Origin of the sequence: Arthrobacter ipis (assembly GCF_014694315.1) — a bacterium.
Classification (GTDB): domain Bacteria; phylum Actinomycetota; class Actinomycetes; order Actinomycetales; family Micrococcaceae; genus Arthrobacter; species Arthrobacter ipis.
In genome coordinates, this window is the sequence record NZ_JAAOXD010000001.1 from 1,016,468 (window position 1) to 1,028,249 (window position 11,782).

Annotated in this window: 10 protein-coding genes; 4 read left to right on the forward strand and 6 right to left on the reverse strand. The window is 67.6% G+C overall.

Features of this window, described 5'->3' with window-relative positions; all coding sequences use genetic code 11:
• Nucleotides 1-38: 38 nt before the first annotated feature.
• A complete protein-coding gene (gene dut, locus G9E11_RS04855) occupies nt 39-596 on the reverse strand; it encodes a dUTP diphosphatase (RefSeq protein WP_190603316.1) in 558 nt (185 codons plus the stop codon).
• Nucleotides 597-674: 78 nt separating this feature from the next.
• Here dut and G9E11_RS04860 point away from each other — a divergent pair, with 78 nt between their 5' ends.
• Nucleotides 675-1,163, forward strand: a complete 489-nt coding sequence (locus G9E11_RS04860; RefSeq protein ID WP_190603318.1) for a DUF3093 domain-containing protein — start codon at nt 675-677, stop codon at nt 1,161-1,163.
• Nucleotides 1,164-1,190: 27 nt separating this feature from the next.
• Here G9E11_RS04860 and G9E11_RS04865 read toward each other — a convergent pair whose 3' ends face one another.
• Nucleotides 1,191-1,490, reverse strand: a complete 300-nt coding sequence (locus G9E11_RS04865; protein WP_190603320.1) for a DUF4193 domain-containing protein — start codon at nt 1,488-1,490, stop codon at nt 1,191-1,193.
• 177 nt (nt 1,491-1,667) lie between these two features.
• Between G9E11_RS04865 and sepH the strand changes: the two genes are divergently transcribed.
• Nucleotides 1,668-3,161, forward strand: coding sequence for a septation protein SepH (gene sepH / locus G9E11_RS04870; RefSeq protein ID WP_190603322.1), 1,494 nt, complete (start codon nt 1,668-1,670; stop codon nt 3,159-3,161).
• Between the two features lie 10 nt (nt 3,162-3,171).
• Here sepH and G9E11_RS04875 read toward each other — a convergent pair whose 3' ends face one another.
• The 4 genes from G9E11_RS04875 to G9E11_RS04890 are packed head-to-tail and all read right to left on the reverse strand — an operon-like array spanning nt 3,172 to nt 8,665.
• Nucleotides 3,172-3,912: a thymidine kinase gene (locus tag G9E11_RS04875; RefSeq protein ID WP_190603324.1), complete on the reverse strand. Its 741-nt coding sequence runs from the start codon at nt 3,910-3,912 to the stop codon at nt 3,172-3,174.
• Nucleotides 3,905-5,188, reverse strand: a complete 1,284-nt coding sequence (locus G9E11_RS04880) for an alkaline phosphatase family protein (RefSeq protein WP_246468676.1) — start codon at nt 5,186-5,188, stop codon at nt 3,905-3,907. Before G9E11_RS04880 ends, G9E11_RS04875 begins: the two co-directional genes overlap by 8 nt.
• Nucleotide 5,189: 1 nt before the next feature.
• Complete coding sequence (locus G9E11_RS04885; RefSeq protein ID WP_190603327.1) at nt 5,190-5,930, reverse strand: DUF5998 family protein; 741 nt, start codon at nt 5,928-5,930, stop codon at nt 5,190-5,192.
• Nucleotides 5,931-5,974: 44 nt separating this feature from the next.
• Nucleotides 5,975-8,665 (reverse strand): bifunctional acetate--CoA ligase family protein/GNAT family N-acetyltransferase, encoded by a 2,691-nt coding sequence (locus tag G9E11_RS04890; protein ID WP_190603328.1) that lies wholly within the window; start codon nt 8,663-8,665, stop codon nt 5,975-5,977.
• 56 nt (nt 8,666-8,721) lie between these two features.
• Here G9E11_RS04890 and G9E11_RS04895 point away from each other — a divergent pair, with 56 nt between their 5' ends.
• Nucleotides 8,722-11,238, forward strand: a complete 2,517-nt coding sequence (locus G9E11_RS04895) for a DNA gyrase/topoisomerase IV subunit A (RefSeq protein WP_190603330.1) — start codon at nt 8,722-8,724, stop codon at nt 11,236-11,238.
• 9 nt (nt 11,239-11,247) lie between these two features.
• Nucleotides 11,248-11,766: a DinB family protein gene (locus G9E11_RS04900; protein WP_190603332.1), complete on the forward strand. Its 519-nt coding sequence runs from the start codon at nt 11,248-11,250 to the stop codon at nt 11,764-11,766.
• Nucleotides 11,767-11,782: the final 16 nt, after the last annotated feature.

Genomic DNA, 11,782 nt, shown 5'->3' on the forward strand with positions numbered 1-11,782 from the left:
CCGAATCGCGGGTGTGCAGCTAAGCCGGTGTTGCGCCGCTACGTGCCCGGAACGGCAAACCCGCCCGTGGAGCCGAACCCGCCGGCACCGCGGACAGAGTCGTTCAGCTCCCCCACGGCGACGAACTGCGCGTGCTCCACGCGCTGGATCACCATCTGTGCAATTCTATCGCCGCGGCGCAGTTCTATGGCTTGGTCCCGGTCGGTGTTGAGCAGCGTCACCGCGATCTCTCCGCGGTACCCGGCGTCGACAGTCCCCGGTGCATTAACGACGGTAAGGCCGTGCTTGGTGGCGAGACCCGAGCGGGGGTGGATGAGGGCTACAAAGCCATCCGGCAGTGCGATGGATACACCGGTGGGGACGAGGCGCCGCTCGCCCGGTTCGAGCAGCACGTCCTCGCGGGCCCGCAGATCCGCCCCGGCGTCACCCGGGTGGGCGTAGGACGGCGCTTCCAGGCCGTCGTCGAGCATTTTCAGCTGCACCTGCACCGTGGGTGCTCCGAATTCCGCCCTGGGCTGCGCAGCTGCAGCCGCGGGGGCCTGCTGCACTGGAGTCTGCTCTGCGAGGGATGTCATGGCCGTTGATTCGTCAGTCACAGTCCCACACTCTATCGCCCGCGCTCTGACTCCTCCTACTGCAGATGGTCCGCACTACTGGCCACTAAGCTGGGGGGCATGCCCGAATCAAGCGCCGCCGTCCCTTCCCGCAACCCGTCTTCACCGGACGAAACCGTACTTTTCACCGAGAAGCTGTGGCCCGGCGCCTGGATTTGGGTTGTCGCCCTGGGCATCGCATCGGCCGGCATTCTGGTCTTCGCTCCCATCAGTATGGTGGCCGGCTTCACGGCAGCTGCTGTTCTGTTCGCCATCGAAGCCGTTCTGCTGGTCCTGTCCACGCCGTCGGTGTCTGTGACCACGCGCACCGTTCAGGTGGGCCGGGCCAGCATCGAACGCAGCCTGATCGGCGGGGCTGCGGCGCACCGCGGCAAAGAGGCGACGGCGGAGCGCGGCACGCGCCTGAACGGCCTCGCCTACATGTGCATCCGGGGGTGGATCGACCCGGTGGTCAGGATCGAGATCACCGACCCGTCGGACCCCACGCCGTACTGGCTGACGTCCACCCGCCGCCCGGAGGAGCTCGCGGCCGCCATCAACGGGAAGTAAGCAGGCGCCCAGCCCTCACAATCGCGTCTAGCCTTCACAGTCGCGACAGTAAAATAACCCGCTCTTTTGGCGGGCGATCTGGGAGCGGTGCCGGACCAGGAAGCATGAGGCACAAGTGAATTCGTCGGCTTGCGCGGGCATTACGCGGACCGTCAGCTCCTCGCCGGACAGGTCGGCTCCGGGAAGCTCGTAGCCTTCGGCGAGGTCGGACTCGTCTTCCTCCACCACCGCCGTCGGTTTCTCGACACGGCGGGTCTTCAGCTCCTCAATCGAGTCCTCGCTGAGGTCCTCTTCGGACTTCCGCGGCGCATCGTAATCAGCGGTCACGCGCACATTGTCCTCTCTGCCTTGCGGAAAAGCGATCCCTGGAACCAACGCCTCCCAGGGCTTCCCACAGCCGTCCAAAACTCCCGGAATTTCGCGGCGCGCCCTCTGCCCTAACGGGAAAAGACAGTGCGGGGTGGCAGAGTTTCGAATGATAGTAATGCCAGGGTGGAGGATTGTATGCAGGATCTACGGCTTGTAGGCGTGCACGACGACGGGGAGCATCTCCTGTTAAGCGGCACCGCCGGCGCGATGTTCCGGCTGCCGATCAATGAGGCGCTTAGACTGGCTGCCAGCCGGCCCTCTGCGCGACCGTCCGCGGTTGCCCCCGTGGCCTTGTCCCCCCGCGACATCCAGGCGAAAATCCGCAGCGGCTCCACGGCAGCCGAGGTTGCCGCCGCCTGCGGCATGCCGCTGGACAAGGTCGAGCGGTACGAAGGTCCAGTCCTGGCCGAACGCGCGTATATCGCCCAGCAGGCCCAGAAGGTGGAGGTCGCTTCCCCCGCCCCCGGGCACGACGTCTACCGTTCGGCTTTCGGCGACAACCCCGCCACCCTCAGTGACATGGTGGCCCACCGGCTCACCGCCCACGGCATCCAGTCCGCCACTTTGGAGTGGGATTCATGGCGCCGGCCGGACGGCACCTGGACCGTGGTGGCCAAGTTTGAAACTGCCCCCGGCGGCCACGCGAGCATCGGCGAAGAACCCCCCGCCATGTGGACGTTCAACCCCACCCGCAAATCCCTGCAGAACGCGAACCGCTGGGCCCAGCAGCTCAGCGAACTGGAGCCCCTGGACGGACCTGTGCCGGCGCGCCGGCTGTCCGCGGTGTCCGACAGGCCCTTCGACTTCGAGACCGACGCGGAAGCCGCAGCGCGCACCGGCATTGGTTCCGGCGCCGGAACCGGCACCGAGCAGCAGAAAGACCCGGACGGCCTGCTGGACATGCTGCGTTCGCGGCGCGGCCAGCGGCTTGGTGTGGATGAGGACAGCGACGACGCCCTGGCGCTGCTGCTCGCAAACGGTGTCCCGGCCGCCCACCCGCGGGCCGAGGAAGCACCCGCAGGCACAGAGGCTGAGTCGCCGGCCGATGGTTCCTGGCGGTCAGATGATTCGGTGGATCCCGACAGTTCTGTGCAGCAGGATGGTGCAGAAGGGGATCCGGAGTCGGAACCCGAGGAGAACGACGACGATAGTGCCACCGAGGCTCCGGGGGCCGAATTCACGCAGGCGCGACGCCGTGACGGCCGGCCCTCGATGGTCTCCCGCCTTAACCTGGTGCCCCGGCATGAGGAAATCGAGGACGAGTCGCTGAAGCTGCACGACGGCGTCAGCACCCACACCCGCGAAATCACCATCGTCCCGGGTCACCCAGCAGCCGAAAAGCACAGTCCGGCCAAGCCTGACGAGCCCACTTCACCGGCGGCGCAGGCCACCGGACCGGTGACCGGCCGTCCGGCGCCTGCCAACCCGGGACTGGATGAACTCCTGGGCCGCGGCAATCCACGGCGCCGCATGGAGGGGAGCCGCATGGATGGGGCACGGCCGCAGCCAGGCCAGGGAGCGTCCCGCGCCGATCAGGACCGGGACGAACCGGAACGCCAGCCGTCCCGGCCTAAGCGCTCCAGTGTTCCCAGCTGGGACGAAATCGTCTTTGGCACCCGCGGCGACTAGTTAGTAGCCACTAGCTACCAGCACCACGCCACAGGCAGGCGTCCACCTCGAACGGGAGCAGCTGGTCCTGCTGGGCAATGATGCTGGCGCCATGAGCGGTGACGCGGCGCATGAAGTGCCTCCGGCACAGCGTTTCGTAGCCCACCACTGGCGCACAGCCAGTATCACTGCCGGGATCGCCGGCTGCAGCATCAACGGCCGCCGGATCAACGCCAACGCCCATGTCCACGTCGCCCACCACCACCTGCGCACCTTCGGTGACCATCACGCCGTCGACCGTCCTGGCGTTATGGGTGGCGCGCCGGCCGCACCAGCACAACGCTTCAACCTGGAGGACCTGCACCCGGTCCGCGAGTTCAATCAGGCGCTGCGAACCCGGGAACAGGCGGGTCCGGAAGTCCGCGGTGATGCCGAAGGCAAAGACGTCCACCTCGATCTCGTCCACCACGCGTGCCAACTGCTCCACCTGGGCCGCTGAATAGAACTGTGCCTCGTCGCAGATGAGGTAGTCCACGCGGATCCCCCGGGTGCGTCGGAGCACCACTTCGTCCCAGAAGTCGGTGGAATCGACGACTTCCACGGCCTCGGTCTGCAGCCCCAGGCGGCTGGAGATTTTGGAGTCGCCGGCGCGGTCGTTGCGGCTGAACCGAACCCCGCCCCGGCCGCGGGCCCGGTGGTTGTAGTCCATCTGCAGCGCAAGGGTGGACTTGCCGGAGTCCATGGTTCCGGAGAAAAAGACGAGCTCAGCCACGGGATCCCTGGCGGCTGCCTGCCTTGCCGGACGATGTCCTGGCTGGGGCTGCCTTGCCGGAAGCCTGGAAACTGAGCAGCGGGACTTCGCGCTCGGCCTTGGTCAGGGACCCATGCTGGCCCACTACTTCCATGGCCGTCGGACGCACCCGGCGCGTGTCGTAGAACGCCAGCGCGTCCCGGGCTGCCACCATCACATCGCCCAGCCGTCCCGTGACCTCGGGCCGGACCGTTCCAAAGAGCCCTGCAGCCACGGCTTCCTCCCTCGTGAAGGCCCAGATCCTGTCGCCGAAGCGGGCACGCCAGGCCGCCAGGAGACGGTCCCGTGCCGCATCGCCGGCGTCGTCCTCCAGGTACAGGTGCACCATGCGCGGTTCACCGGCGGTGTGCCGGACACCGTCCACGAGGGCGGGATCGGCGGCGTAGTCCAGGCGCTGTGACTCCGCGACGTCCAGCATGCCGTGATCCGCCGTGACCATCACTGTGGTTCCGGCCGGGAGGGTCGCATCCAGCCGCTTGACGGTGGCATCCAGTTCCTCGAGCTGGTGCTCCCACTGCGGCGACTGCGCGCCATACCGGTGGCCGGCCTTGTCCAGGTCGTTCACGTAGAAGTACATGAGGGCGGAGTCCCCATCGGCCATTGCTTCGGCTGCCGCCGCGGTGCGGGCGTGGGAGGTGGTGCCGGAGACGAAGGTGCCGCCGCGCAGCGCAGCCTGGGTCATGGGCGAGCCGCCGAACTGCGGCAGGCTGACGGTAGTGACGGCAACGTGTTCGGAGGCGCGTTCGAAGACGGTGGGGAACGGCTGCCACTGCTGCGGGTCCACGGCGGCATCCCAGTTGCCGAGCATGTTGACCACCTTGTCCTGGTCCGGATCCAGGACGTCATATCCCACCAGTCCGTGCTGGCCGGGAGCAAGTCCCGTGCCCAGGCTGGCGAGGGAGGCTGCGGTGGTGGAAGGAAAGGCGGCATCCAGCCAGACGGGCACGGCACCCTGGCCCTGCTGCAGGACGCTCCGGAGGAAGGGGGTGTGCGCGGTCTTCTGCTTGAGCAGGCTGCGTCCCAGCCCGTCGGCCAGGACCACGCACACGCGCTTGGCCTGCGGGAGGCCCAGCGCGTTCTCGAAGCCCGGTACCCCGAGGCTGGCTGCCGCGCTGCCCAGCACCTCGGCCACGGAGCGGCGGCCGTAGGCCGGGGCCGTCGGCAACCCGCTTACTGCAGGCCCGGATTCCGTGGTTTGTGTCGCAGAGTCTGAGGAATGGTTGTCCTGTCCCCGCATCTCAGCGCTTATGCCCGCGGCTGAGCCGGTTGGCAAAAACGCCCATTCGGGGACGCGGGTGGGTGGCGGACGGCGCATGCCGGACCGGGGTGGGGGATCCGGTGTTCACCGCGCGAAGGGCACGGGCAAATAGCTTGGCATCCTGGACCGCCTGCAGGCCGTCCGCCTCGGCGCTGATGCGCAGGACGATGTCCTCCTGCGCGATGGTGCCGCTGTAGCCGTGGTCGGCCTCGCACTGCGGGTCGCCGCAGCTCGCCGGACCCACGTCCAGGCGCTGGCCGCCGGACCAGGCGATGGACAGGGTGACCTCGCGGACGGGGTCGGAAGGCTTGTAATTCTGCGGCTGGGCATACATGTAGCTCAGGACCACCGAACGGATCTGCGACACCGGGACGGATTCCGTGGAAATTTGCGCAACGATCTGTTCGCCCGCCTCGTCGAGCTGCTGGTCGTCCACGTGGGTGATCACCAGCATGTCCTCGGTGAGGACCAGGACGGTGATGTGCCGGCGGACCTCGGCACGGTCAAAATGCGTCTCAAGGTGGACCAGGTGTGCAAGGCAGTCCCGGCCGTCCAGGGCGTCATCAACCACGTCGGCCACCAGCAGCGGGTAAAAGCCGGCCTGCTGCAGGGCGCCGTCAAGGCTCTGGCCCTGCACGCTGTGGTTGTGTGAGCTGTGGTGGAAAGCCTGCGGGCTGTGGTCGGGCGCTTGAGGCTTCGAGGTGGGAGGCTGGGAGCTCATTTCCCCATTTTCACAGATCGGTGTGGCACATGCTAACCAGGCAGCTAGCTGCGCATCGCCCGCCGCGCGCTATCGGTGCGCTGCGCAGGGTTGCCTATCCGCACGTCGGCGGCAAGGATGAACGCCCCCTGCGGCGTGGACAGGACCGGGTTGAACTCGACGACGGCTATCTCCGGGTGCGCGTCCTTGAGCCGTGCCAACCTGGCCGTCACGTCCTCCAGGGCTGAAACGTCCACGGCGGGCAGGCCCTGGTAACCGAACAGCTTCCGGGACGCGCGCGGGCTGCGGACCAGGTCATGCAGGTCCCCGGCAGACAGCGGCGGGGCCCGGTGCGCCCAGTCGTCCAGCAGGTTCACGGCGTCGCCAGCCAGCCCGAAGGACACCACAGGCCCCAACAGCGGATCCTCAATGGCGCGGAGGGTGCAGGCCTGGCCCACCGGAACCATGGTCTGGACCTCCAGCGACGCCGAACCATAGGGCTCCAGCGCCCGGCGCATCTGGAGGATGTTCAGCCGGAGGGAGTCCGCATCCTGGATATCCAGCCGCACCCCACCCAGGTCCAGCCGGTGGCGTAGCGCCGGATCGGTGGTCTTCAGTGCCACCGGCCAGCCCAGCCTGCCGGCCGCCTCCACGGCCTCATCGTCCGTTTCGAAGCCTTCCGAGGGCATGACCATGATCCCGTAATGCGCCAGCAGGCGGGCCGCGTCGCCGGGACTGAGTTTCTTGAGCTGCTCTCCTCGGACATCGGCCAGCAGGTTTTCGAGGTCGGCGTGCGCGGCGTCAGGATCGCACCCGTCAGGATCCACAAAGAGGCCCTGGTCCCGTTCCGACCATTCGGCGTACCGCACCACGGCGGACAGGGCGGCCACCGCCGCCCCCGGATTCGAGTAGCACGGCACCTGTGCCGCGCCGGAGCGATCCCCCACCATGCCTTCCACGTACACCGACGGATCGAGGATGCCGGTGAATGCCGCCACCACCGGCTTTCCGGCCTCGGCGGAGGCTTCTGCGAGCGCCCCGGCAATCTTCTCCACGGTCAGGCCGCGGGCCGGAAGGAAGGCAACGACTGCGGCGTGGACCGCCTCCTTGGCCAGCACCTCGCGGAGCCGCTCACGCAGGGCGGGCAGGGCACGGGACATGCCGGCGTCCAGATCCAGCTCCGTCACGAGCTCCTCGACGCCCAGGCCGTTGGACTCGGCGCTGTCCGCCACTACTTTCCCCAGCGCCCCGGAGTTGCTGAACACCGCGACCCCGGCTCCCCTGGGGAGCGGCTGGGCGGACACGATCTGCGCCACGTCCATGAGCTGTTCGATGGTCTCCACCCGGATCACGCCGGACTGGCGCATCATCGAGTCCAGCGCATCGGCGGGAGCCTGGGTAGTGCGCACGGCATGGCCGGGCGGCAGCTGCAGCCCCATGGAGGTGGACTTGGCCACGATCACGGGCTTGGTCCGTGCGAGCCGCCGGGCGATGCGGGAGAATTTGCGCGGGTTGCCGATCGACTCCAGGTACAGGCCCACGGCGGTGGTGTCGGCGTCGTCCTCCCAGAACTGCATCATGTCGTTCCCGGACACATCGGCCCGGTTTCCGGCCGACAGGAAGGTGGAGATGCCCGCGCGGCGCCGGCTGGACGCAGCATATAGCGCCACCCCGATCGCTGCGGACTGGCTGAACAGCCCCAGGCCGCCACCGTGGGCCAGGCTGGGCGCCATGGAGGCGTTCAGCGACACCGCGGAGTTGGTGTTCACGATGCCGAGCGAGGCCGGCCCGATGACCCGCATCCCGTTGGCCCGCGCCTGCCGCACCAGCTCACGCTGGCGGGCAAGGCCCCGCTCCCCGTCCTCGGTGAAACCCGCGGAGGCCACCAGGACCCCCTTCACGCCGGCGGCCGCGCACTCATCCACCACCTTGGGGACTTCCTCGTAGGGCACCGCGACGATCGCCAGCTGCACCGGACCGGGCACATCGGAAAGCTTGCCGAAGGACAGCATGCCGGCAAGCTCAAAGGCTTCGGGGTTGATGGCGTAGACGGGGCCGGTAAAGCCGCCTTCGATGATGTGTTCCAGGAGCTGGTATCCCACGGTCCCCCACCGCCGGCTGGCACCAATCACGGCCACCGACGACGGCGCCAGCAGGTCCCGGACGCTCCTCGCCTCTGCACGGTGTTCCCGGGCTTCCATCACGGCGCGTGATTTGTCCGTGGGGTCGATGTCGAACTCCAGGCTCACCACGCCGTCGTCGAAATGGCGTTTGACGTCGTACCCGGCGTCGGAGAAGACCATGAGCATCTTGCGGTTCTCGGGCAGGACCTCGGCGCTGAACCGGCGGATCCCGTTTTCGCGGGCCGCCGCCGCGAGGTGTTCCAGCAGGATCGAGCCGATGCCGCGGCCCTGGTGCGCGTCGGCGATGTTGAAGGCCACCTCGGCCTCCGCGGGGTCGTCCAGCCGGTCGTAACGGCCGATGCCGATGATGTCCCCGCCGATGGTGATCACGAAGGCCACCCGGTCCCGGTAATCCACCTCGGTGAAACGCTTGAGCTCCCGGGTGGAGAGCCGCTCCTTGAAGGCGAAGAAGCGCATGTAGATGGAGTTCTGCGATTGCCGCGTATGGAAGGTTTGCACGGCATCCGCGTCGGTGGGATGGATGGGGCGCAAATGCGCTGTGCCGCCGTCCCTCAGAACGACATCGGCCTCCCAATATTCCGGATATTCGCCGTCCCCGGGCTGATCCACCATAGGCTTAGCCTAGCTAAACCTCCCGAAGTGCACCCCAAAAAGGATCCACCAGCCCCATGGCACGCCGCCAAACACGCACCCCCGCAGGGGAAACAGTCCAGGACTACACCGAAAACATCGTTGATATCGACGTGACTTCCGAGATGGAAGGCTCCTTCCTGGAGTACGCGTACTCGGTCATCTACTCCCGGGCCCTGCCCGATGCCAGGGACGGCCTGAAGCCCGTCCAGCGCCGCATCCTCTACATGATGAGCGACATGGGCCTCCGTCCGGACCGGGGCCACGTCAAAAGCGCCCGCGTGGTGGGTGAGGTCATGGGCAAGCTCCACCCGCACGGCGACACCGCCATCTACGACGCCATGGTTCGCATGGCCCAGGACTTCTCGCTCCGGCTTCCCCTGATCGACGGCCATGGGAACTTCGGCTCGCTCGACGACGGCCCCGCGGCACCGCGGTACACCGAGGCCCGCCTTGCGGCGGCAGCGCTCACCATGACGGACCACCTCGACGAGGACGTGGTGGACTTCGTCCCCAACTACGACAACCAGCTCACCCAGCCGGAAGTCCTGCCCGCAGCGTTCCCCAACCTGCTGGTGAACGGCACCACCGGCATCGCCGTCGGCATGGCCACGAACATGGCGCCGCACAACCTGGTGGAAGTCATCTCCGCCGCCCGGCACCTCATTGCCAACCCGGACGCCACGCTGGAAGACATCATGCGCTTCGTCCCGGGCCCCGACCTGCCCACCGGCGGCCGCATCGTGGGCCTGGACGGAATCCGGGACGCCTACGCCACGGGCCGCGGCTCCTTCAAGACCCGTGCCAAGGTGGAGGTGGAGCAGCTCTCGGCCCGCCGGACCGGCCTCGTGGTCACCGAACTGCCGTACATGGTGGGCCCGGAAAAGGTGATCGAGAAGATCAAGGACGCGGTCAACGGCAAAAAGCTGGCGGGCATCAGCGACGTCGTGGACCTGACCGACCGCAAGCACGGCCTGCGGCTGGTCATCGAGCTGAAGAACGGTTTCAACCCCAACGCCGTGCTCCAGCAGCTGTACCGCTACTCGCCGATGGAGGATTCCTTCGGCATCAACAACGTCACCCTGGTGGACGGGCAGCCACAGACGCTGGGACTGCTCCAGCTGCTCACCGTATACGTGGACCACCGCATCTCGGTGGTGCGGCGCCGCACGGTGTTCCGGCTCGGCAAGAAAAAGGACCGCCTCCACCTGGTGGAGGGCCTCCTCATCGCCATCGTGGACATTGACGAGGTCATCCAGATCATCCGGTCCTCGGACGAGGCCTCCGCGGCGCGTGAACGGCTGATGTCCATCTACGACCTTTCCGAGATCCAGGCGAACTACATCCTCGAGCTCCGCCTACGCCAGCTGACCAAGTACAGCAGGATCGAGCTGGAGAAGGAACAGGACCAGCTTCGCAAGGAGATCGCGGAACTGGAGGCCATCCTAGAATCCGATCAGTTGCTGCGGGAACTGGTGTCCGGTGAACTCGCGGAGATCGCGGAGAAGTACGGAACGCCGCGGCGGACGGTGCTCCTCGAATCCGAGGCCGTGTCCCCGACTGTGGCCAGCGCCGCCGCCGTCGAGGGAAAGGCAGGGGCCAAGGGCAAGCCCGCTCCCCTGGCCCTCGAGATCGCGGACGACCCGTGCTGGGCGATCCTCACGGCCTCCGGGCAGATTGCCCGGACCGCCAACCAGGACAGCCTGGCCGAGACCGGACCGCGCTCCAAGCACGATGTTTTCCGCTCGGTGGTCAAGACCTCCGCCCGGGGCGAGATCGCTGCAATCACGTCCCAGGGGCGCATGCTGCGGATCCAGGTGATGGACATGCCCGTCCTGCCGCCGGTTTCCGGCCTGCCAAACCTCGCCGGCGGTGTTCCGGCCAAGGACTTCATTACCCTGCTGAAGGGTGAGACCCTCGTGGCGTTCGCCCCGCTTGATGTTGTGCTGGCTATCGGCACGGCGCAGGGCGTCGTGAAGCGGGTGCAGCCGGATTACCCCCTGAACCGCGAGGACTGGGAAGTGATCACGCTGAAGGACAAGGACACCGTGGTGGGTGTTGCGCTGGCAGGGTCCGACGACGACGACCTCGTGTTCCTGACGCGGCAGGCACAGCTGCTGCGGTTCAGCGCCGCGGTCGTCCGCCCGCAGGGCAGGACGGCAGGGGGCATGGCGGGCATCAAGCTTGCCGCCGGCGACCAGGTGGTGTTCTTCGGTGCGGTCGCGCCCGGCGACGAGGCCGCCGTCGTCGTCACCATTTCCGGCACTGAAGGTGCCCTGCCGGGCACCGCCCCCGGGGCTGCCAAGGTGACGGCCTTTGACGAATACCCGGCCAAGGGCCGGGCCACCGCCGGGGTCCGGGCGCACCGGTTCCTGAAGGGTGAGGACACGCTTCTGCTGGCGTGGGCCGGCCACGGCCCGGCAAAGGCGTCGTCTTCGGCAGGAGTAGCCCGCTCGCTGCCCCAGGAGCACGGCCGGCGCGACGGTTCGGGCATCCCGCTCTCGCAGGCGGTGGATGTGATCGGTCCGAGCATGGCCTGGCCGGAATCCGCCTAGACTACTGCCATGCCTATCGTCCCGGATGAAAAGGACTGGACCTGGGTCCTGTCCCGCCCCTGCAGCCAGTGCGGCTTCGACGCGTCCACCGTCACGCCGTCAACAGTTCCCGGCAGCGTCGAAAACATGCTGCCGCGCTGGCGGTCCGTGCTCCGGCGGCCGGCAGCCAGCGAGCGCCCGGACAGCAGCACCTGGTCCGCACTGGAGTACGCCTGCCACGTCAGGGATGTGTTCAACCTCTTCGACCGCCGCCTCAACCTGATGCTCACCGAGGACAACGCCAAGTTTGAGAACTGGGACCAGGACCAGACGGCCGTAGACGGCGACTACGCGAATGCAGACCCGGCCGTGGTGAGCGCCGAACTCACCACGGAGGGCCAGCAGGTGGCGGCTTCCTTCGCCAGGGTGCAGGAGTCGCAATGGGGCCGGACGGGGCTGCGCAGCAACGGGTCGGAGTTCACCGTCCTGACGCTCGCGCAGTATTTCCTGCACGACGTCGTCCATCACCTGGCGGACGTGGACGGCTGACCCAGGTCCTTACAAT